This window comes from Kordia aestuariivivens (assembly GCF_014397005.1).
Lineage (GTDB): Bacteria > Bacteroidota > Bacteroidia > Flavobacteriales > Flavobacteriaceae > Kordia > Kordia aestuariivivens.
Genome location: NZ_JACGWS010000006.1, coordinates 248902 through 272294 on the forward strand (window position 1 = coordinate 248902; position 23393 = coordinate 272294).

Annotated in this window: 18 protein-coding genes; 7 read left to right on the plus strand and 11 right to left on the minus strand. The window is 34.8% G+C overall.

Annotation, left to right across the window (positions count from 1 at the left end; all coding sequences use genetic code 11):
• Nucleotides 1-32 precede the first annotated feature (32 nt).
• The 6 genes from tatA to H2O64_RS11815 all read left to right on the plus strand — a co-directional run bounded on the left by tatA (nucleotide 33) and on the right by H2O64_RS11815 (nucleotide 5043).
• Nucleotides 33-218 carry a twin-arginine translocase TatA/TatE family subunit gene (gene tatA / locus H2O64_RS11790; RefSeq protein WP_187562405.1) on the plus strand — a complete coding sequence of 62 codons (186 nt, stop codon included), beginning with the start codon at nucleotides 33-35 and terminating at the stop codon, nucleotides 216-218.
• A gap of 169 nt (nucleotides 219-387) precedes the next feature.
• A complete protein-coding gene (locus tag H2O64_RS11795) occupies nucleotides 388-1512 on the plus strand; it encodes a Fic family protein (protein ID WP_187562406.1) in 1125 nt (374 codons plus the stop codon).
• 108 nt (nucleotides 1513-1620) lie between these two features.
• Nucleotides 1621-2121 (plus strand): Crp/Fnr family transcriptional regulator, encoded by a 501-nt coding sequence (locus H2O64_RS11800; RefSeq protein WP_187562407.1) that lies wholly within the window; start codon nucleotides 1621-1623, stop codon nucleotides 2119-2121.
• A 66-nt stretch (nucleotides 2122-2187) separates the two neighbouring features.
• Nucleotides 2188-3042: an acyl-CoA thioester hydrolase/BAAT C-terminal domain-containing protein gene (locus H2O64_RS11805; RefSeq protein ID WP_187562408.1), complete on the plus strand. Its 855-nt coding sequence runs from the start codon at nucleotides 2188-2190 to the stop codon at nucleotides 3040-3042.
• Between the two features lie 74 nt (nucleotides 3043-3116).
• On the plus strand, nucleotides 3117-4370 hold the full coding sequence (locus H2O64_RS11810) for an alpha/beta hydrolase-fold protein (RefSeq protein WP_187562409.1): 1254 nt from the start codon (nucleotides 3117-3119) through the stop codon (nucleotides 4368-4370).
• Nucleotides 4371-4395: 25 nt separating this feature from the next.
• Complete coding sequence (locus H2O64_RS11815) at nucleotides 4396-5043, plus strand: hypothetical protein (RefSeq protein WP_187562410.1); 648 nt, start codon at nucleotides 4396-4398, stop codon at nucleotides 5041-5043.
• Between the two features lie 49 nt (nucleotides 5044-5092).
• Here the strand turns inward: H2O64_RS11815 and H2O64_RS11820 are convergent, their stop codons facing one another.
• The 6 genes from H2O64_RS11820 to H2O64_RS11845 form a co-directional block, all read right to left on the minus strand.
• Nucleotides 5093-5353, minus strand: a complete 261-nt coding sequence (locus H2O64_RS11820) for a hypothetical protein (RefSeq protein ID WP_187562411.1) — start codon at nucleotides 5351-5353, stop codon at nucleotides 5093-5095.
• A gap of 93 nt (nucleotides 5354-5446) precedes the next feature.
• The gene (locus H2O64_RS11825) at nucleotides 5447-7573 is read right to left on the minus strand and encodes a Tex family protein (protein WP_187562412.1); all 2127 of its coding nucleotides are present in this window, start codon (nucleotides 7571-7573) and stop codon (nucleotides 5447-5449) included.
• Nucleotides 7574-7922: 349 nt separating this feature from the next.
• Nucleotides 7923-8909, minus strand: coding sequence for a DUF4837 family protein (locus H2O64_RS11830; RefSeq protein ID WP_187562413.1), 987 nt, complete (start codon nucleotides 8907-8909; stop codon nucleotides 7923-7925).
• Between the two features lie 26 nt (nucleotides 8910-8935).
• The gene (locus tag H2O64_RS11835) at nucleotides 8936-10591 is read right to left on the minus strand and encodes a LysM peptidoglycan-binding domain-containing protein (RefSeq protein ID WP_187562414.1); all 1656 of its coding nucleotides are present in this window, start codon (nucleotides 10589-10591) and stop codon (nucleotides 8936-8938) included.
• A 208-nt stretch (nucleotides 10592-10799) separates the two neighbouring features.
• Complete coding sequence (locus H2O64_RS11840) at nucleotides 10800-11987, minus strand: phosphoglycerate kinase (protein WP_187562415.1); 1188 nt, start codon at nucleotides 11985-11987, stop codon at nucleotides 10800-10802.
• Nucleotides 11988-12004: 17 nt separating this feature from the next.
• A complete protein-coding gene (locus H2O64_RS11845; protein ID WP_187562416.1) occupies nucleotides 12005-13066 on the minus strand; it encodes a DUF2652 domain-containing protein in 1062 nt (353 codons plus the stop codon).
• Between the two features lie 406 nt (nucleotides 13067-13472).
• Between H2O64_RS11845 and H2O64_RS11850 the strand changes: the two genes are divergently transcribed.
• Nucleotides 13473-14633: a DNA polymerase III subunit gene (locus H2O64_RS11850; protein WP_187562417.1), complete on the plus strand. Its 1161-nt coding sequence runs from the start codon at nucleotides 13473-13475 to the stop codon at nucleotides 14631-14633.
• 172 nt (nucleotides 14634-14805) lie between these two features.
• On the opposite strand, the gene H2O64_RS11855 is transcribed toward H2O64_RS11850, so the two are convergent.
• The 5 genes from H2O64_RS11855 to H2O64_RS11875 all read right to left on the minus strand — a co-directional run bounded on the left by H2O64_RS11855 (nucleotide 14806) and on the right by H2O64_RS11875 (nucleotide 23086).
• Complete coding sequence (locus tag H2O64_RS11855) at nucleotides 14806-17406, minus strand: carboxypeptidase-like regulatory domain-containing protein (protein ID WP_187562418.1); 2601 nt, start codon at nucleotides 17404-17406, stop codon at nucleotides 14806-14808.
• A 59-nt stretch (nucleotides 17407-17465) separates the two neighbouring features.
• Nucleotides 17466-18383 (minus strand): FecR family protein, encoded by a 918-nt coding sequence (locus H2O64_RS11860; protein ID WP_187562419.1) that lies wholly within the window; start codon nucleotides 18381-18383, stop codon nucleotides 17466-17468.
• 53 nt (nucleotides 18384-18436) lie between these two features.
• Nucleotides 18437-18949 carry an RNA polymerase sigma factor gene (locus H2O64_RS11865; protein ID WP_187562420.1) on the minus strand — a complete coding sequence of 171 codons (513 nt, stop codon included), beginning with the start codon at nucleotides 18947-18949 and terminating at the stop codon, nucleotides 18437-18439.
• A 905-nt stretch (nucleotides 18950-19854) separates the two neighbouring features.
• Nucleotides 19855-20703 (minus strand): DUF4249 family protein, encoded by an 849-nt coding sequence (locus H2O64_RS11870; RefSeq protein ID WP_187562421.1) that lies wholly within the window; start codon nucleotides 20701-20703, stop codon nucleotides 19855-19857.
• 4 nt (nucleotides 20704-20707) lie between these two features.
• Nucleotides 20708-23086, minus strand: coding sequence for a TonB-dependent receptor (locus H2O64_RS11875; RefSeq protein ID WP_187562422.1), 2379 nt, complete (start codon nucleotides 23084-23086; stop codon nucleotides 20708-20710).
• Between the last annotated feature and the right edge of the window lie 307 nt (nucleotides 23087-23393).

A 23393-nucleotide genomic window follows, 5' to 3' on the forward strand; every position in this document is an offset into this window, starting at 1 on the left:
ATTTTTACCTTTGTAGCTTAAATTTAACGATTATGATGTCATTAAGTATGTTTTTAGCAATTCCTGGTGGATATTCAATTATCTTAATTGTTGTGGTAGTATTGCTTTTATTCGGAGGAAGAAAGATTCCTGAATTAATGCGCGGATTAGGTAGCGGAATTAAAGAATTTAAGGATGCCACTAAGGAAGATGAATCTAAAAAAGTAGAAAAAGAATAGATTTCTATTTTATATAAAAATATAAATCCACACTGTACTAGTGTGGATTTTTTTGTTTAAAAAGTTTAAGAATTTGTTATTTAAATTAATTTATAAAAACTTAAATAATGATTCTGTTATTTAAGTTTTTTTGTTTTTTATTAATTAAGGGTTATCTTTAATTAAAAAAATGAAAGATTTTGATTCTGGAGATTATATAAATCAAGGTACATATAAAAGCTTTTTTCCTAATAAAATTAATAGGCAATGGTCATTAGATAATATAGAGGTTATAGATCTATTAAGTAAGGCTGATCGACAATTAGGTCGATTAGATATGTATTCTGATTACATTCCTAATATTGACTTATTCATAAGTATGCATGTTTTAAAAGAAGCTACCCAATCTAGTAAAATAGAAGGTACAAAAACTAATATTGAGGAAGTATTACAGGATAAAATAGATATAGCTGAAGAAAAAAGAGATGATTGGGAAGAAGTTCAAAACTATATTTCAGCACTTCAGTCTGCTATTGAAAGCTTAAATAAAATACCTTTTTCTTCTAAGTTAATAAAACAAACTCATAAAATACTACTTAAAGGTGTTCGTGGAAAATATAAAGTTCCTGGAGAATTCAGAACTAGTCAAAATTGGATAGGTGGAGCTTCAATATCAGATGCTATATTCATTCCTCCTATACAATCCGAGATAAATAATCTAATGAGTGATTTAGAAAAATTTACTCATAATGAAAAGATACTATTTCCTGATCTTTTGAAAATTGCTCTTATTCACTATCAATTTGAAACTATACACCCTTTTTTAGATGGTAACGGCAGAGTCGGAAGATTAATGATTACCTTATATCTTGTCGAAAAGATGATATTAAAAAAACCAATTCTCTATTTATCAGATTTTTTTGAGAGAAATAGAAGTCTTTATTATGATAACTTGATGAGAGTTAGAGAAAAGAATGATATTCAACAATGGTTCAAGTTTTTTTTAGTTGGTGTGATAGAAACTGCAAAAAGTAGCATTGAAACTTTTGATAAAATTCTTAAGCTACAAAAAGAAGTTGACGAAAAACTGCAAAAATTAGGAAGTAGGACGAATAATGGAAGAGCAATAATGAATCATATGTATCAACATCCTATTATTGATGCACAAAAAGTACAAAAAATAATAGATTCTTCTATGCCAACAGTTTATAAATTAATATCAGAGCTAGAAACATTAAATATTCTACAAGAATTTACAGGAGCTAAAAGGGGGAAACAATATTGGTTTCCAGAATATATTAAAATATTTAGTTAATTATCATGTAAATTAATAAGCAACAAAACGCAAATTATCGAAACTACAGAAAACATATTTGAACATTTTGAGCAGTATATCACGCTTTCGGATCAACTTAAAGCCGAATTGAAAGATAGATTGCAGCTGGTTACGTTTACAAAAGGCGAATTGGTATTAGATGCAAATCAGGTTTCTACGAAAAGCTATTTTATCCGAAAAGGAATATTACGCACGTATTTTTTAAAAGATGGAAAAGAAATTAGCGAGTATTTTTGTAGCAAAGATGAATGGATCAATTCACCCAAAAGCTTCATGCAGCGCAAAACAGATATCTACTATATTGACGCTATTGAAACAACCGAAGCATTCTCTTTACATGTAAATGATTTGGTGTATTTGTTTGATCATTTTCCAGAAATGGAACGCTATTCGCGACTTTCTATGGGAACTATTTTTGGACATTTGATGGAACGTATTGCGTCCATGCGTTTTGCTTCTGCCAAAGAAAAATACATTCATTTTTGTGAAAGTTATCATGAAATTTACCATCGCATTCCATTGGGAATGATTGCTTCGTATATTGGAATTACACAAGAAACGTTAAGCCGAATTCGCGCTGAAAAGTGATTATTTGATCTAAGTCAAAAGTTTTGAAGTTGTAATGGAGTTACTTTGGATAAAAAGTAAATAACTATGGTTTCATCAAAAAATATACAACGTGTATTGCTCCTTTTCTTCTTCATTTCTGCAACGTCGTTTTACGCACAAGAAACAATTTCATCAAAAAATACAGAAGCTATTCTGTATCTTGGAAAAGGCGAAAAACAACCACTAATTGTTGGACTTGGCGGTTCAGAAGGCGGAAATGCTTGGACAAGTGATTACTGGAAAAAAGCGAGAGATCAATTTATTGAAAAAGGCTATGCGTTTTTAGCAATTGGCTATTTTAACGCGCCCGGAACTCCGAAACTTTTAGAAAAAATAGCGATTGAAGATGTGCATAACGCCATTGTAAAAGCAACTCAAAACAAGCAAGTTGATGGAGAACGAATTGCCATTGTTGGCGGTTCTCGTGGTGGAGATTTGGCATTACTCATTGCGAGTTACTATGACGATATTGATTGTGTGGTTGGACTCGTCGCAAGTCATGCTGTTTTTCCAGGAAATACCAATCATTTTACCACCACAACTTGGACACAGAATGGTGTTGAATTGCCTTTTATTCCTGTAAATGAAGCTTCCGTACCATTTATTATGAAACGCGATTTACGCGGCGCTTTTACAGCCATGTTACAAGATACTGTTGCCGAACAAAAAGCCTTGATTAAAGTTGAAAATATAAAAGCGCCTATTCTATTAATTTCTGCAACCGAAGATGAAATTGCGCCCACAACACCAATGGGCAACAAAATTATGAATAGATTGAAGCAACACAAGTTTCAATACTACACAGAGCACATTACGATTGTTGGTTCGCATGGAGCGCCGTTAAAACATTTTGAACTGGTTTTTAATTTTTTGAAACATAAATTTCCAATGGAGAAATAGTGCTTTCTTTTCATGCTATTTTTTGGCACTGTTTGTGTGGAATCCTACACAACACTAACAACCAAAACTTTATTATGAAAAACAAAGTACTATCTTTTGTAATCTGCATACTTGCATACACAAGTTTTTTTTACTCCTCAGCACAATCAAATCAAGATAATTTATTTCAAATAGGAACTAAGGATAGTGTCTATTCTAACATTCTTAAGGAAAACAGAAAAATTTGGGTTCAAGTTCCAGAAAGTGCAAATGCTACTACAAATCATCCTAATACGTATCCAGTAGTATATGTTTTAGATGGTCGTGTCCATTTTTTATCTATATGCGCTATTCTTAATCAATTGGCTCCAGATACTGTTCCAGAAATGATTGTTGTTGGTATTGAAAATTCTGAAAACAGAACTCGTGATCTTACACCAACTAAAGTTAAAGAAGCCAGAGGCGCTTCCGATTGGGTAAAAGATTCTGGTGGTGGAGAAAAGTTTACCGATTTTATCGCAAAAGAATTAATTCCATATATAGACAAAAAATACCCAACAACTACTCATAAAACCTTAGTTGGTCATTCTTTTGGAGGATTGCTGGTTGTAAATACTGTTTTGAATCATCCCGAGTTATTTACCAATTATATTGCCATAGATCCTAGTTTATGGTGGGATAATGAAGTGCTGAGTTTACAACTATCTGAACGTTTATCAGATAAAAAATACGAAAGAAAATCATTGTTTCTTTCTATTGCAAACCCACTGCCACCAGATACTGAAAAAGACCTGAATGTACTTGTAAAAGACACAACTTATAGAACTGAAGGTTTGCGCGCAACCTATAAATTTTCTAAGATTGCTTCAAAAGCTACTCATAGTACATTACAATTTTCATACAAATACTATGAAAACGAAAACCACGGAACTGTGCCAATGATATCTATTTATGATGGACTGTATGCGCTGTATCCTTGGTATAAAATGAGTGGTAGTTTTGTTAATGTCTTAACAAACCCTGATACTGATGCTAAAGCAGTAACAAAGGCATTTAACGATCGTTATAAAACACTTTCCAATCATTTAGGATATACAATTCATCCAGAAGAAGATTTATTGAATAATTTAGGGTTTATGTTTATGTCTAATGATCCTAAAAAATCATTCGCTCTTTTCACAATGCTTATTGAAGCATATCCTAGAAATGCAAATGGATATGATTCTATGTCAGATTATTATATCTCACAAAAAGACATTAAAAATGCCATCAAATATGTGGAGATGGCTTATAAAATAAGTGGTGGAAATTATCACAAAGAAAAACTTGAAAAGTTAAAAAAGAAGTAATCTATTTTTATTGTAAATTCATAAGATGAAAACATTCACACCTTTCTTTCTAATTGCAATCTTGTTCACTTTTGTTTCTTGTAATCAGAAGACAAAAACGGTTCATAAGAAAACGCAAGAAAAAGAAACTACAACGAAATTAACAGATACAATTGTCCAACAAAAAGTGGTTTCTCACGAAAGTGAAACTATTAAAAAAGTAGATCTCAAGTCAAAATTAGAAGAAAAAGTAGCACGATTATCTCAGCTAGAACATAATTATCAAGTAAAAAGTATAGCAATTGTACACCCTGAAAAAACGCTTCTTTTAGGACGTTTGCAACATGCTTTAAAACTTAAAGATAGTTTGGCTAAAGAAATTGATCTTGCCAGTATTAAAAAAGAACTTCATGAAGCTCGGAAGTCGTTTTTAAAAGCAACGAAAAGCATGACTCCAAATGGAAATACCTATCCAAGAGTCACAATTGAAGAATACATTTTTAAAACTCAAGAAAGCGCAACAACAGCTTTTGAAACCCTGATGGATTCTAAAAAAAATGGAGGTTTGTGGACGTATGTTTCCAAAGAACCAAGTGTATTGTTTTTGGAAGAAAACAAAATGTATTTTGTGAACACAGGCGGTTATTATATGTTAGGAATGGAAAAAGATATTGCTGAAAAAATTAAAGACTAACAAACCAAAGTTCGTTAGCCTTTTTTAATACTGATTAAATATTTATTGCTTACCCTGCTGCATTTGCATAGTCTCCAGCTGGACTAGCTGGAAGAGGATTGGCTTGAACTGAATTGGCTTGTGGTTCACAATTTAAAGGATCGGGCGATGGAGATCCAATAATAATTCCTCCAGGAGGTATACAAAAACACACGGATTCACACGAAACAGCAGATGGACACGCATTGTCGGAATCTACCATTCCGCCAATTAAAAAGTTGCTGATGGTTGTTTTTTTTAGTGCTAACGAATTCAAATTTCTTTTTTTCATGATATATAGGTTTTGGTTATAGAAGTCGTTTTGACTTCTTTCTATAGCTATAACCTAAAGAAAATTAAAACGTGACATTTTATTTTGAAAGTATTAATCAATCATTGACAACTGAATTCGTTTCCGAGCTTCATCAACCTCAACAACAGTAACCGTAACATGTTGGTGTAGTTTTACCACCGAATTCACATCACTGATAAATTCATTGGCAAGTTTAGAAATGTGAACCAAACCACTTTCTTTGATTCCGATATCGACAAAACAACCAAAATTGGTAATATTATTCACAATTCCGGGCAAAGACATGCCTACTTTTACATCAGAAATCTTTTTTACATTCGGGTCGAATTCAAATAGTTTTGCCGCTTTCCGCGGATCAACGCCAGGTTTTTCCAATTCTTTGATAATATCAGAAAGTGTTGGCAATCCGATGGTTTCTGTACAATAGTTTGAAAGATTGATATTGCTTAAAACGGTCTTGTTTCCGATCAATTCATCAACAGAAATCTTCGCATCTTTCGCCATTTTTTCTACGATATAATAACTTTCTGGATGCACAGTAGAATTGTCCAACGGATGTTTTGCATCTGTAATTCGTAAAAAAGCGGCGGCTTGTTGAAACGCTTTTGGACCTAAACGTGGAACTTTTTTTAAATCGCTTCGCGAATCAATTTTTCCGTGTTCAGTTCTGTAATTCACTACATTTTCCGCCAAATTTGTGCCAATACCAGAAACATAACTCAGCAAGGCGCTACTTGCCGTATTTACATTAACGCCGACGGTATTTACACAACTCATCACAACAGTGTCGAGTTCTTCTTTGAGTTTTGTTTGATCTACATCGTGTTGGTATTGTCCAACGCCAATTGCTTTCGGATCAATCTTTACGAGTTCTGCCAACGGATCTGTCAAACGTCTTCCAATAGAAACCGCGCCACGAACTGTGACATCATAATTTGGAAACTCCGCACGCGCAATTTTTGACGCAGAATACACGGAAGCACCTGCTTCATTGACGATAAAAACTTGCAAATCGCGATCAAACTGAATCTTCTTAATGAAGAATTCGGTTTCACGCGAAGCAGTTCCGTTTCCAATAGCAATTGCTTCAATTTTATAGGCGTTTACCAACGATTTTATCTTTTTCATTGCCTGCGTTGTTTCACGCTGTGGCGGATGCGGATAAATGTTCTCGTTGTATAATAAATCGCCTGTTTCATCCAAACACACCACTTTACAACCTGACTTGAAGCCCGGATCGAGTGCTAAAACGCGTTTTTGACCCAATGGCGCGCCCAAAAGTAATTGTTTAAGGTTTTCTGCGAATACAGAAATTGCCGTCGTGTCCGCCTTTGATTTCACGTCGTTCATCACTTCGTTTACGATGGCTGGCGACAGTAAACGTTTGTAAGCATCTTCAATGGCAATTAATATTTGATCCGTGCATGATTTCAACGTTGTTTTGATAATCAATCGTTCAATGCTGTTTAATGCTTCTTCTTTGTCGACTTCCACTTTTAGTTTGATGAAACCTTCGTTTTCAGCGCGTAACATTGCCAACAATCGGTGTGAAGGTGTTCTGTGAAGCGATTCGCTCCAATCAAAATATTGCTTGTATTTTTGTGCTGTTTCGTCTGTAATTTTTGCTTTGACTACTTTGGTTGTAATCGTTGCTTTTCGTTGGTATAAACGTCGGATGTTGTTCCGAACATATTCGTTTTCATTGATCCATTCTGCTATAATATGTCGGGCACCTTCTAATGCTTTTTCTACAGAAGAAACTTCCCCTTTTACATATCGTTGTGCTGCATAATCTACATCATCGTGTTGTTGTTTCATGATGATTTTTGCCAACGGTTCCAATCCGTTTTCTTTGGCAATAGACGCTTTGGTTTTGCGTTTTTTCTTGTACGGTAAGTAAATATCTTCTAAAGCTGTTACTGTTTTTGCTTGCGCGATTTTTTCCTGCAATTGTGACGTTAGCGCGTCTTGTTCTGTAATTGCTTTTAGAATGGTTTCTCGTCGTTTTTCGAGTGCTGCGTATTCTGCTTTTAGTTTTACGATTTGACCAATTTGAACTTCATCCAAGTTTCCTGTCATTTCTTTTCGATACCTAGAAATAAAAGGAATCGTACAATCTTCATTCAGTAATTGAATGGTTTTTAGAATGCTTTTTTCGGGAAGTGAAAGGTGTGTTTGAATGTATTGAAGTTCCGTCATTGGATAATTTTTTGCTGTTGCAATTTAGTATTTTAGAATTGAAAGATTAAAAGATAATTAAGATTTATATGCATCTCGATAGCTTCGCTCGATATTATAAATCAAAATATATTTTGACATCAATAATGCTCGATGTGACATCCTAAAAGTAACATAAAAAACGTCATGCTGAACTTAATTCAACATCACATAGTCATAAGTTCAAGAAGTAAAGGATTGGAAAGAAGTGTGACTTTATTTCTAAAGCATTTTGTCAATCCGAGTACATTTTAGCGAAAGCGAAATTATACTAAATAAAAAGGCACATCCGAACGAACGAATGTGCTTTGATATTTTATTAAGAATGTAGTTATTCTTTAATTTTCATCGATTTTAAAATCGCTTCTATTTCAAACATAAAGTCTCTTTTGTCTTCAGAAGGCGCAAACGTGAATCCTTCTATAACAACTAATCTGTTGTGTTGTTTGTCCTCCACAATGTAATTGATGAACGGGCCAGCCATTTGGAAGTTTTTTACTTCCCACATTCCTTTGGTTTCAAACGCAGGTTTGTTGTTTACAATAGCATCGTATAGGTAAGGCGCATACGCTTTTTCGGTAATCATGTGCATTGTTTTCGGATCTCTTCCGGGCACATACGCTTTTCCGATAGAATCACGCATTTGAATGATGGCATCAATGGTTGTATCGCTTTTTGGGATGCTTCCTTCTGGCAATGTATACGCAATGATATTTGAAGTTCCTTTAGGCACTTTGCGTTCAAACCATACAAAATTGTCTTCTTTTTTTACATTTTTATATACCGATGGAATGTTCATGGTGATTCCGAATGTATCTTCTAACGATGTATCTCTGCTTAATGAACCTTCAATCATTTTTTGCTTGGCGCGTAATTCGTTCAGCTTAAGCGTAAGAATAGATTCTTTAGCATTTTCTTTTAGTTGTGAGATAATTTCATCGTCATTTCCTGAAACAAATACTATTTTTTGTGGTTTTGCATATAGGTTTTCGCGAATTTTAAATTGATTTTCTTCTGATGATTTTACCACTAAAACACTTCTACATTTCGTTAGTATACCATTGAAAACTTCAGGATTTACCTGATTTAGCGAGAATAATGGTTCTTCCATTGGTAAACCGTCTGTTGGCGCTCCGTAAATGTTTCGGATGCTGTCACCAACGGTTCCTTTCCACTGTTCAAGATCAATAACTACGGTTAGTAAGTTTGCTTTTCCGAAGGATTCTGGCAGATATCTCTCAGCTGTTGCTCTATCTTTTGGATCTTCACAAGAAGAAAATAAAGCCAAAACGAATAGTAATGCGTATAAATTTTTCACGTATAATGATATTTATTGATTGTTATTTATTTGTTGGAAACTCGTAAAGTCATTCCGGGTTTTAGTTTGTTACTGCTAATATCATTCCATTTTTTTATATTCTTCACAGAAACACCTGGAAATTTTTGCGAAATGCTCCACAAAGAGTCTCCAGACTTGACAACGTAGGTTTTTGCATTTCCTGTATTTTTTTTCTTTCCAGTTGGTTTTTTGACAGCAAATCCTGGTTTTTTGGGATAAATTGTCAAGCGTTGCCCAATTTTTAATTTATTAGATCGCAATCCGTTCCAGCGTTTTAAGTCGCTAACACGCACACCAAATTGTCGTGCAATTTTACCCAAATAATCACCGCTTCTTACACGATAACGCGTGCGTTTGTCCATTTGAAAGAGTTGCGGCAATGGTTTTTCTTTTTTTGCCAATTCTTCACGTGCCAAGGTATAAATGGCTTCTTCGTTGTTGACAAATTTTCCAACTTCTTGTACAGGCAATCGCAATGTATAGTTTCGTCCTTTTACAAAGGGAATAATATCTAATTTATAAGATGGATTGAAGAATTGTAAGTCTTCTACTTTGACGTTTAGTACTTCCGAAATTTGATCGAACGTAAGCACTTCTTTCACGCGAATGGTATCCGTGGCAAAGTATGGAATTTCTACTTTTTCTACTTGAAAACCGTGTTCGTCTGCATATTCAAAAATGTACATTGTTGCTAGAAATGCAGGTAAATAACCTGCGGTTTCGCGTGGTAAGTTTGAACGAATGTTCCAATAGTTTTGATATCCGCCAGAACGTCTAATAGCTTTGGAAACATTTCCTGGACCCGAATTGTAGGCTGCTAATGCTAAATCCCAATCGCCAAATATTTTGTATAAACTTGCTAGGTATTCGCAAGCCGCTTTGGTTGATTTTACAGGATCGCTGCGTTCGTCTACATACGAATTTACATCTAAATCAAATTGTTTTCCTGTTTGATACATAAATTGCCATAAGCCTGTGGCACCAACTCGCGAACGCGCTCTTGGATTTAATGCAGATTCTACAATGGCTAGGTATTTTATTTCTAATGGAATGTTATAATTAGCAAGTTCTTGCTCAAACATTGGAAAATAGTACTGACTTGTTTTCATCAAGCGTTCCATTGATTTTTTATGTCTTTTTAAGAATCTTCTAATTACACTTTCTAGTGACGGATTGTACTCAATGTTGAACGGTGTTTTGCTGTTGAGTCTTTCCAAACGTGCTTTTAGCGTATCGGTCGGTAAATCTTGATAGACAACTGGATCGTATTTGAGGTCGGTAATTTCATTGTTAATGGTATCAAATAAATCAGATCCGCCCAATTCACGCAACCATAAACTGTCAATTGTTGCCGCCATTTTATTGTCTTTCAACTGGAAAGTTTCATTGACTTTCGTCAAATCATGATTACGATTGGTTTCAATTTTGACGCTATCAATTGCTGGCAGCACATCATCTACATCGCGTTTGATCGTATTTTTTTTATCAAAGTAAATCGTATCAATCATAACCGTTTTTACACCATCCAAAATAATCGTGTCCTTTATGATTTTGAACCTTGGCTTCGTAGTTTCTTTGGTTTTTTCAGGCTTTTTTTCATCTTCCTGGGCATTTCCAATAGAAACAACAAATAAGAAAAGTATGCTAAAAAGGTATTTCATGTATCGTAAGTTGTTTTATCATTTTTGTAAGCTGTTCTCGACACAAAATTTTATACTAAAATTTCACTCGAACTGACGTAATTCGTATTATTGAAAACGCAATTGCTGCTAAATTCGTGTTTTTTATTCAAATTTTGAAATTCCTTTATACTAAAAAAGTCTAATTACGGGAATTAGACTTTTTTAGTATGCTATTTTTATTGATTTTTTACGATAGAATCGCTGCAATTCCAGGCAATGTTTTTCCTTCTAAGCTTTCTAACATTGCGCCGCCGCCTGTACTTACGTAACTTACTTTTGGTTCAAACCCAAATTGTTTTACAGCTGCTACAGAATCGCCACCGCCAACTAATGAAAAAGCGCCATTTTTAGTCGCTTCTGCAATTGCATGTCCTAAAGCAATCGTTCCTTTTGCAAAGTTTGGCATTTCAAAAACACCTAAAGGTCCATTCCAAAGTATGGTTTTGGATTGTGCAATTACCTCAGCAAATTTTGCTTGTGTCGCTGGTCCGGCATCTAAGCCCATCCAACCGTCAGGGATTTTTGTGACATCAATTACTTTCGTGGTTGCGTCATTGGAAAATGAATCTGCAATCACAGAATCTACTGGCAAATGAATGGTTACGTTTTTGGCTTTTGCCAATTCCATAATTTCTTTTGCCAATTCCATTTTATCATCTTCCACTAAGGAATCACCAATGCTTCCGCCTTGTGCTTTGATGAACGTAAATGTCATTCCGCCGCCAATAATTAAGTGATCTATTTTGTCTAAAATGTTATCTATAATCGTAATTTTTGAAGATACTTTCGCTCCACCCAGTACTGCAGTGACTGGTTTTTCGCCAACTTCCATTACTTTTGCAATACTTTCTATTTCTTTCGCTAGTAAGAGACCAAAACATTTTTTGTCTGTAAAGTTTTGTGCAATTACTGCTGTAGATGCGTGCGCTCTGTGTGCTGTACCAAACGCATCATTTACATAAATGTCTCCTAGTTTGGCAAGTTGTGCAGCAAATACTTCGTCGCCTAGCTTTTCTTCTTCGTGAAAACGTAAATTTTCAAGCAATAATACTTCGCCATCTTCTAATGTGGCAACTGCTTTTTCAGCTTCTTCACCAACACAGTTTCCTGCAAATTTTACTTGTACACCAATAACTTGTGAAACCGTTTCTACAATGTGACGTAATGAAAATTCTTCCTGAAAACCTTTTGGTCTTCCTAAGTGCGACATTAATACGCAACTTCCGCCATCTTCTAGTATTTTGATGATGGTTGGCTTTGCAGCTTTGATACGAGAATCATCTGTTACTTCAAATTGATCGTTTAATGGCACGTTAAAATCTACACGAATAAGTGCTTTTTTATCTTTAAAATTAAAATCGTTTAGCGTTCTCAATGGTGTTATATTTTAGGTTATTGTTGTGTTTTAAATCCTGAATCAGCAAGCAATATAAGTTCTTTTATATTTTCAGGAATGACTTTTTTGAAGTTTTTTTTCATCAAACGTTTTAGTAAGATGCCAAACGGCTTAAAATCGATAAATACTTCAATATTGAGTCGCGTTTTTTGATCATTTACAGCTTCTAATACATAATAGACATTCAATTTTTTAGTGAATGGAACTTCTGTGGTCGATTCGCCATAGACCAATTGATTTTGTTTCGCTTTTTTTGTTACGGTCGTCGGATTGATTGTCGTTTTATCAATCAAACATTTGTGCTTGTCTCCTAATCGGTTCACCCGATTTTTTTCATATTCAATTTTCGTAATTCCTTTGCTCCATAACAATCGATAATCAAAATTACTAATGACTTCATAGAGTTCTAAAATAGGCATATTGATCACAGCTTCTTCGCTGTATATATTGTGTTTTGGTACGTTTTGAGGTATCGGAGAAACTTCTGGAAGTTCCGATTTGTAGTGCGAAAGCGATTCATACGCGTATGCAATATTGCCAAAATCGTACTCAGTTTGCAGTTGATCTGTTGCTTTTTGAATCGTTTCTGAATCTACATCTTCCGTCAATAGTACATATTCTGAAATTGGCACCTCATTTTTGAGCAATCGATGTACTTTGATCACATTAGGTCCATACGGTTTGTTAGAATCTTTGATGGAAATAAATTCGATTTCACCAAAGTGAACAATAAATTTCAACGAAAGATTGTATACCGATGAACACGCGCCACAGTGACATATTTTTTCGTATTCATAGCGTTTTAAATACGTATGAAAAGCCATGTACATTCTTTTAATTTGCTCGCGAATTTGTTTGATATCCGTTGTATCTTCTAGCTTATAGAAAAATAGTGCATCGCCTTCTATTTCCGCCAATTGTAACCCTGTGATGTTGTTATCAATGAGCAGTTCCAGTAATTCTGAAATGATGTGACGACTGTGACGAATTGCCGTATGTTGTACAAATTCAGTAAAACCAGAGATATCGGGAATGAAAAGAAGCGCTTTGTCCGCCATATAGTAAGTACTTTTTTATCGAGATTGTAAAGATAAATGATTTTAGAAGGTTTGTCGTAATTATTAGGAAGTCCTTGGGAAGTAATTTTTGTTTTCGATATAGCCTATTTTTAAAATCTTAATCATTTTCACTTCTGATTTTCATTTTCTTTTCTTGCCCAAAGAAAACGAAACAAAAGAAAAGGCACTTTTTCTGGCAGGTATTTTTAATTTTCTCTTCGGAAAACTAAAACCGAAAAGCTTTTGCTAAATTTTTTCCAAGGCTTCAAAAATTCTTAACGCAAAAACTTTTCTATACTTCAGAAAAAGAATGAGTTCTAAGTCAAATTTGAGTAATTATTTTTTCTAAACTTAGGTTAATTTAAGTTTTAATGAAAAATTCAACAGTTACAACTATATTTGTGGCATGCTTTTCCAAGATATTTTAGGTTTAACACATATTAAAAAACATCTTACATTGAGTGCCGATAACGGACGTATTCCGCATGCGCAACTTTTTGTAGGTCCAGAAGGTTGTGGAACACTTCCCATGGCAATTGCGTACGCGCAATATGTATTGTGCCAAAATGCTGATGGCGAAAATACAGGCGAAAACGAAGCGTGTAATTTGAAATTCAATAACCTTTCACATCCCGATTTGCATTTTGCCTTTCCTGTAGCGGGAAATCACAAAGTGAAAAGTCATCCTGTATCTAAACATTTTTTAGAAGAATGGCGACAGTTTGTGAAAGAGCAACCGTATGGAAATTTATTCGATTGGTATAAGTTGCTTGGAATTGATAATAAGCAAGGGCAGATTGGTGTTGACGAAGCACTCGATATTGTAAAATCGTTGACACTGAAATCGTATGAAGGCGGTTATAAAGTGATGATTATTTGGATGGCGGAACGTTTGAATACTGCCGCAGCGAATAAGTTATTGAAATTGCTTGAAGAGCCACCAAATAAGACATTGTTTATTTTGATTGCGGAAGACGAAGAACAACTTATTAATACGATTCTTTCGCGTTGCCAAATTGTACATTTTCCGCCTTTGGGCGAACAAGCGATTAAAGAAGCTTTGATAGAAAAATTGCAGGTTTCAGAAGCTGAAGCGACTAAAATTGCGCATCAATCGAATGGAAATTACAACAAAGCCGTTGATTTGGTGTATCAAGATTCAGAAGATTTGATGTTTGAAACTTGGTTTGTAGCTTGGGTTCGTTCTGCTTTTAAAGCAAAAGGAAATAAAACAGCCATTCGCGATTTGATTGCTTGGAGCGAAGAAGTTGCCAAAACGGGTCGTGAAACACAGAAGAAATTTTTAGGATTTTGTCTGAATCTTTTTAGACAAGCATTATTACAAAATTATACCGCAACTGATTTGGTGTTTTTTGAACCACATACGAAAGGTTTCTTCTTAGAGAAATTTGCACCTTTTGTCCACGGAAATAATATTTTAGATATTTCTACCGAATTGCAAGACGCTATTTATCATATAGAGCGCAACGGAAATGCGAAGATTATTTTAACCGATTTATCTATTAAGTTGACACGATTGTTGCATCGGAAAGATTTGGCTTTGTAGTTTTTCTTCTTTGTTTCAAATAATAAGTTTGCGTTTCCAAATAATGCTCGATGTGACATTTAGAAAACTTAAAAAACGAATCAATATATCAAATTAGACTCCGCTCTTCAGCGGAGTTAGTTCAACTTACAATTTTGAGTACGCTTTGCAAGCTTCTCAAAATTGAGTTTCACTAAAAATCAACTCTAAAAACTAAATTTGGCGTCAAGCCTAACGAGAATTTGTCTACTGTTTGTAAACGGAATTGCACATTGTTATCGTCATTTAAGAAAGCTCTGATTTCGTAATAGCGTTCCAAAAGGTTTTTACGATCGTAGATATTGAGCAATGAAAATCCTATTTTTCCTTTCCAATTGTTCTTTTTGTCAAAGTTGAAGGTATAGGTTCCTGAGAAATCCAATCGATGATAGTCAGGAATGCGTGTGCTGTTGGTTTCTCCTATGAAGACAAACAAGTCACCATTGTCTTGCGTTTGCGATGTTACAGGCGTGTATGGCGTTCCTGTGCGGAAATTCCAGCCAAGCGAGAATTTAAAATTTTTGAGCGTATAGGAATGTGCCCAACGGAAATAGTGGCGAATGTCATAATTCCCAGGAAATGTAAGTCCGTTATTGATTTGTGAAAATTCAAATTTATTGTCTGTGTATGAATACCCCATCCAAGTTTGGTAATTGTTGATCTTTTTTTCAACGAGAATATCAACGCCGTAAATTTGACTGTTTCCTTCCGAGAATGTTTCCAACACGCTTGTATTTCCAAAACTTCTGTTGAATGAAGTCAATCCGCTAATGTTTTTGTAATAGCCGTCTACATCAACACGCCAACCTTTTTTGTTAAAAACCACTCCTGTAGAAATTTGCCTGCTTTTTATTACTGGAAAATCATCTCCATTGGCAATTGCCCAAACTTGATTTTCCAATCCAAAGTTCGCCGTATTAAATTCTAGTATTTGACTGACCGCTTGGTGTTTTAATTCTCCTGAAAAATTCACACTAAAATGATCATTCAGCTTTTTTTCAACGTACAATCTTGGTTCAAAAAAGATTTCTTTTGTCGTGCTAAAATAGTTTGCACGAAATCCTGCATTTATAATTAATTCGTTTTGATCGTTGTATTTATACGATGAGTATAACGCATGTGAGTTATTGATGCTTTCTTCTGCCGCTGCGTATGTTGAAACACCTTCTTCTGTTCCTCGAAAGCCAAAAAACCCAAATGATACATCGTTAGACGAGAATTGGTAACCCGATTGTAAACTGCGCTTTTCATTAATTTCCCATGTTGTGTCATACGAAAATCCAATGTCTTTTATTTTGTTGTGTTTCTGATCTTGTTCGGTAACAGATACAATATCGCCTCTGAATGTTCCTAAGTAATCAAAATCAAATCGAGAATAGTAAGCCTTTAATGTATGTGAAAAGTTTTTATTCCATTGGCGTTTCCAAAGTCCGCTAAAGCCTGAGTTTCGAATGCTGAGTTGATCGCGAGATGTTTCTTCAAAGAGTTCAATTTTAGACATAAAATCGAGTTCATTTTTAGTTCGCAAATTACTAATCATGATATCATCTTTATCCGAAAGTTTTCCAATGAGTTTTATGGTATAATCTGTAAAGTAGAATTTGTTTTCGGTTTCTGAAAATACATTTTCTATGATTTCTTCACTTTTTGTAATGTTCGTATTTTGAAAAACACGTTCCGAAAAGTTGTTATAGGTAAAGGTTTCCCAAACATCCGTAAATGCTCTACGCGCCGAAACCATCACGCCAAGTTTTTTGCCAATTGGTGCTTTGAGATATACATCGCCATGCGTCATATTGAATCCAAATCCACCAGATAATTTTTCAGGAATTTTGGTATCTGTTTGAATGTCAATTACACCCGAAATACGATCGCCATATTTTGTTTCAGTTCCACTTTTGTAGATCGAAACTTCTTCTATAACATACGGATTGAATGCTGAGATTAATCCGAAAAAATGACCTGAATGGTACATTTTTATTCCATCCCACAAAATTAGGTTTTGATCTGGCGTTCCACCACGAATGAATAAACCAGAAGCGGTTTCGTTGGGGCTTTGAATTCCTGGTAAGAGTTGTATGCTTTGCAATACGTCAGGTTCTGTAAGTCCTGGTAAAATTCCGAGTTTGGATGGAGAAAGCGATAGTGCGCCATCTGTTTTTTTGTTGATTCCTGAAGTCAGATAGTTGCTGATTAAAACGGTTCCTAAATCGTACTGATCTGCAACCATAGAAATAGGTGTACACGGTTTCGTTTGTAATTCTTTGGCTAGTAAGCGTTGTGTTTTGTATCCTAAAAAGCGGATTTCGATGGTATCTGACGGAAATGCTAAGAAAAGTTCAAAAGATCCGTTGGTGTTTGTAACGGTTCCTTTTGATTGCGTTTTATTAACAACCGAAGCTTCTATGATAGGTTGTTGACTCAGCGAATCAAGTAAAACACCGCAAAGCCGTATTTTCCCTTCTTGTAACTGATTTCGGATGATGTAATACCGATCGTTTACTTTTTCAAATACAATCGCTGCTTGTTGCTGTAAACGCTGAATAACGGTATTTAAGGAGGCATCTTTGAGTTGTAACGTAATTACTTTGCCTTCGGCTAATTCGGCTTTGTATGAAAATTTTATGTTGTATGCTTTTTCAACCGTTGTTAGAACGTTTTGTAGTGGTTCTTTTTCAAACGAAAGCGATACATTGTTTTGGGCTAACAATGCATGTGTGATGAACAGTAAGACAACACTTATGACACTTCTCATAGACGGTAACGGTAAAATTCCATTGTGTAAGTCCTTTTGGGACTTAAAAAAAGCTGTTTTTATTTCGCTTTTTTCAGGATAACTGTTTTTTTGTCCTTAAAAGTATATGAAATTTCCATAGGAACAAAGACTGTTCTTAAAGCAAGTTTTAAATTTGTGTGTGAAAAACTTCCCGTGAAGCGTTCTGCGGTATCTATATCTTCAATAATAAATTGTACTTCGTATTGATCTTGCAATGCTGTAATTACATGTTTTAAAGGCATTTCTCTGAAATTACTTTCACCTTCTCTCCACGTTGAATTGTGTATATCAAAGTTCCAAGAAGCTGTTTTTCCTTCAATGAACGAAAATGCATTTCCTTGTGTTAATATTGCTGTTTTTTGAGTTTTTGAAGAAACTTTCACTTTTCCTTCATGACATTTTACTTCAAGCATATCAGTATCCGTAAGCACATTAAATTGTGTTCCAAGGACTTCAATTGTTCCTGAACTAGTTGTTACGGTAAATTTTTCTCCTTTTTTTACTTTGAAATATGCTTCTCCATCTAAAGCAACTGTTCGGTCATCATCCCAAGATTTTTCATTGAATGTTAGCGATGATTTTGAATTTAAGATTGCTTCAGAACCATCTGGCAAGGTAACCGTGAGTTGATTTCCGTAACCAGTTTCAAATGTTTCTCCTGAATTAAGATACACATAAGATAATCCTACAAATAAGAGTACAACGGCAGCCGCGGCATACATCCACGAAGTATTGAGTTTTCTTGTTTTTGACGCAGTTGTTTGCTGTTTTTCTTGAATTGATTTTAGCATAACTTGCTTATCAAAAGAAGGTGCTTCTAATTGGTCAGCACTTTCAATGATTTGCAGATAGTCCTGATACTCAGCAGAATTTTCAAAACGCATTTTTTCTTCCGCATTGAGATCGTCAGCTAGCCATCTTGCTAAAAACGTATCATCATATTTTTCTTCCATCATTTTCACTTGATTCGATTATTAAACAGTTTTCAAATAAAATACCCTACCTTTTTTTAAATATTTCCTATTTCTTTTCGCAAAGTTAGTAATGCTTTGTGCATTCTTTTCTCCACTGCTTTTACAGAGAATCCAATGATTTCTGCAATTTCAGCGTATGTTTTTTTATCAATTCTATTGAGTAAAAAGACTTCGCGTTGTCCTTCGGGTAGTTTAGCAATGGTGCGTTGTAGCTTTTCTTGAAATTCTTTTTGTCGCAATACAAATTCGGGCGTTTCATGCGAAACTCTGCTCGGAGTTTGCTGTTTGTACTTTAAGACGACTTTTTCGTGCGCAACTTCATTTAGAAACATATTGTTGGCAACTGTGTATAGATACGATTTGGCTTTCGTAAAGATTACTTTTGCGCAATTTTTCCAAAGTTTCACAAATGCTTCCTGAACAATATCTTCTGCTTGTTGTTGACTTCCACATTTGTAATACACAAAATTCCGAAGTGTTTCGGCATGTGTATTAAAGATGCTTTCGTAGTGTTTAGATTCACAAACAGATTTCTCTTCTGGAGTCATTGACTGCTAATTGTTTATTTGAATTTCCAAAGCTACGTAATTTTATTTTTAACAAGAATTCAATATAATTAAACTATTAAGATTGTTTTATAATGATCTTTTTTTTTAGGTTAAAAACACCAAAATAAAAAATTGACGCATTTTTTTTCGTTAGAAATACTTGTTATCCTTCATAAAATAATGGTGTTGAGAGACAAATATTCATGGTTTTAACATATAAAACTCAGATTATTTAATTTTTTTTAAAATTAATGGTAGGGTATTTTCGGAGTAGCTTGTTTTATCATCAATTAAGGTTAAAAACAAAAAATCAATTAAGTCGGTTTTTTATTAGTTGAAAATAAAGTGGCAGCAAAGCTATTGAGATCGAGGCTAAAGTCTTTGTTGCCCTTTTTTTTTACTTAAAATATTAATAGGTTGGGAAAAGAATGCTATGAAAAAGAAAAGCAACTATTTCGATAGTTGTTTCAAAGAATTCGGGAAAAAGAAAATACATCTCAAAACCTATTTACTAGTTTTTCTTCCCTCGGTAATTTCTAAATTTACCGAGGTTTTTTTGTGCCTAATTTTTAGATTTTTCTCTTTATTTTTTATTGAAATATATAATCAACTTGATCGAATTCAGTGACTCTGAAATAACGGTAAACATTGATATTATTTTCACCATTTTAAGTTCTTATTTTCATTTTCTTTGCTCGCACAAAGAAAACAGAAACAAAAGAAAATGCGCTTTTTCTGGCAGGTATTTTTAGTTTTCTCTTTGGAAAACTAAAATTGAAAATATTTTGCTAAATTTTCTCCAAGGCTTCGAAAATTTTTAACGCAAAACCTTTTCTATACTTCAGAAAAAGAATCCATAGCATGTTATTTTTATATTGAAATTACTTTGAATAAAAGTATACTTTTTATTGAAATATATAATCAACTTGATCGAATTCGGTAACTCTGAAATACCCGAATGCGTAGTTTGCTGCGTTGGTTGTATTGATACAGTTTCCTCTGATTTCTGCGGGCGTTGTTGCAAACGGATTTCCTGCAGAATCGTATTGTTCTATGAGCAATGTAATGAAATTGTAATAGCGTTCTGAGATTCCGTATAGTTTGATGTTTACCTCATCGCCGGGATTGAATTGTTCCGTTGGATCTTCGTCGTCATCTTCTTTTTCAAAGAATTCTTCTTGTACATTTCCATTGGTAAATTCGTCCGAACGTGTTTCTATGATCGGAAATAAATCGCCTACTTCTTGCATGCGAATCATGTAAAAGTTTCCAAGTGGTGCAGGATCATTGTACGTAATGTTTACATCTAATAATTCTTCATCAAAACCACCTTCGAGCGATTGAAATACTTCGTTGATTCCTGTAATTGGAGTTAAGTTTTCAGTTGCTAAATATACTTCACCATCATACACAACTTCTAGTGTATACGAACCATTTAATACAGGCACAAAATTGTTGACCGTATACGTTCCATCATTTTGATCTACAAAGTTAAAAACCGCATTCGTATCGTTATTCGTCACTTTTACCATTGCGCCAATAACACTTGTGTTAAGTGTATTTTCAAAAAATGACGTAGAGGTGCTTAGTTTTATGGTTTGATCGTTTCCTAATGTTCCTTTTTCCCAATCTAAAGAAGCTTCAATTACTAAACGTGGCGACGCTTCTGGAACCTCTACATCTATTTTGTCATCACAAGAAATAAACGTGATGAAAATTGCTAAAATGGTTGCTAATTTTATGTTGTTTTTCATGATGTTAAAATTTAAAATTATAGGTTATTGATGGAATGAAACTTCCAAAAACCGAGATTCTACGGGCTTCGTTTTCGCCCGTGTCAAAATCTTGCACAAATGAGACTGAAGCAGCGTTTCTTCTCGCGTAAGCGTTATAAACACCAAAAACCCACTCACTTTGCCAGCGTCTGTTTTTATTTTTCGTTGGTGTAAATGTTGCAGAGAAATCTAAACGATGATACGCTGGCAAACGATTCGCATTTCTCGCATCAAAACTCGCAATCGATAAACCTTCATATTGATATTGTCCGTCCGGATACGTTACTGGGCGACCAGTTTGGTAGATAAAGTTGACACCAAATTTCCACTTTTCATTGAGTTCGTAGTTTCCTGTCACAGAAATATCGTGTGTTCTGTCGAATGGTGTGTTGTACCAATCACCATTATTGATTCCGGGTCCACCAACATTTCCGCCAAGCGCGCGTTGCTCTGATTTTGAAAGTGTGTACGCAAACCAACCTGTAAATTTACCTTTGCTTTTGCGAAATAGTATTTCTAAACCGTACGCTCTGGCTTCTCCGTTTAAGATTTCTGTTTCAATATTATTAGTTCCAATTAAGTCAGATCCGTCAATGTAATCGATTCTGTTGTCTACATTTTTGTAATACGCTTCAACTTCTAACGAATAGGTTTTGTCTTTGAAATTTCGGTAATATCCAGCTGCGTATTGATTCGATTTTTGTGGTTGAATGTACTTTCCACTTGGCGCCCAAACGTCTAAAGGTGTAACTGACGAAGTGTTTGATAGTAAGTGTAAGTATTGCACTGTGCGTGTGAAACTTGCTTTTACAGAGGAATCGTCATTGAGTTGATACGACAATCCTAATCGCGGTTCTAAGTTGGCAAATGTTTTGATGCTTTCGCTTCTTCCGTAATCTGTGGTTCCAATTTCTTCGCCTTCTTCGTAGATTCCAATTTCACTGTTATACACAACTGGCAAATCGTTTGCGTAATCGCTTAATATTTGTCCGCCAAGTCTATTGAATGTGCTTAATCGCAAACCGTATTGCGCCGAAAGTTTGTCTGTCAATTCGTGTTCGGCACTTACATATACGCCGCCTTCAAACGCTCTTTTTTTGTCTAGTTGTCGCGCGTTGATTGTTGATGTTGGATCTGAAGGTTTGATTTCTCCAGGATTGAAGTTATACGAAATTCCACTCACTCCAAAATCGAGTTTTAGTTTGTCGCTTGTATAGTAGCGCAAGTCGTATTTTATGTTAAAGTTTTGAATGTCCGAAACCCAATCGAGTTTTATGAAATCGAGCACTAATTCGTAATTGTATTTGCTATAAATTAACGAGAGATTCGAGAATAGTTTTTCACTGAAGATATGATTCCAACGTAAGTTTGCCGACGTATTTCCGTAACGGTTTTGAATGAATTGTGAGAGATCAAAAACATCGCGTCCAAAGTATCCTGAAAGATAGATTCGGTTGTTTTCGTTGATTTCATAGTTCGTTTTTAGGTTTAAATCGTAAAACGAGATTTTATCATCTTTTATTTCTTCTATTAAAGGCATGAAAAGGTGTGCATACGAAGTTCTTCCTGCCACTAAGAATGATCCTTTTTTGTTGAACATTGGTCCTTCTAGCGCCAAGCGACTTGAGATTAATCCAACTCCACCATTTACTTCAAAGTTTTTACTGTTTCCATCTTTCTGACGCACGTCTAATACAGAAGAAACGCGTCCGCCAAATTTCGCAGGAATATCGCCTTTATACAGTTTGATGTCTTTTATTGCATCTGCATTAAACACCGAGAAAAACCCGAAAAAGTGTGATGTGTTATAGATAATCGCTTCATCTAGTAATACCAAGTTTTGATCTGCCGCGCCACCACGAACGTTGAATCCGGCAGTTCCTTCTCCTCCACTGGTAACTCCTGGCAAGAGTTGAATGGATTTTATGATGTCAACTTCTCCCAAAACCACAGGCATTTGTTTGATCGTTGCAGCGTTGAGTTTGGAAACACTCATTTGCGGTTTCCGAATGTTTAGCCGTTCCGATTCTTCCGCTTCTATCACAACCGTTTCTAACGAAGTAGACGCTTCTTTGATTTCAAAATTTATCGTTTGGTCCACGTCTAGTGTGATTTCTTTGGTGATGTTTTCATAGCCTAAAAACGAAACTACGAGTGTGTATGTTCCTTTTTTTGCCGTTAGCGAGAAAAACCCATATTCGTTGGTGATGGCTCCGTTGGTAGTTCCTTTTAGATATACGGTTGCGCCAAATAAGGTTTCGCCATTTTTTTGATCTTTTATGGTTCCGCTTACGCTGAATTTTTCTTGCGCAACTAGGAATGTACTCATTAAAAGACAGATCCAGATGATCTTATTTTTCATTGTTTGATCTATTTTCTGATTGATAGTATGCAGTTATTAACGATTGAAAGATTGAAAAGTTACATCACTCCACAATTTTTCAATTGCAAAAATAACCTTCTTACAGCATAGCTTATGTTTTTTCATGCTTTTTAACAAAGTATTATAAAATGAAGGTTACCGATCATCGAGTCAACTAAACCGTTCCTAAAATTACGCTATGGAATTGATGGTGTGTGTTTCATATTTGCTTCATAATTACGTAATGACATACAACCGAGGCGGAAACCGAAAAGCCTTTTTTATAAAAGAGTAGGAAAAATTTAAA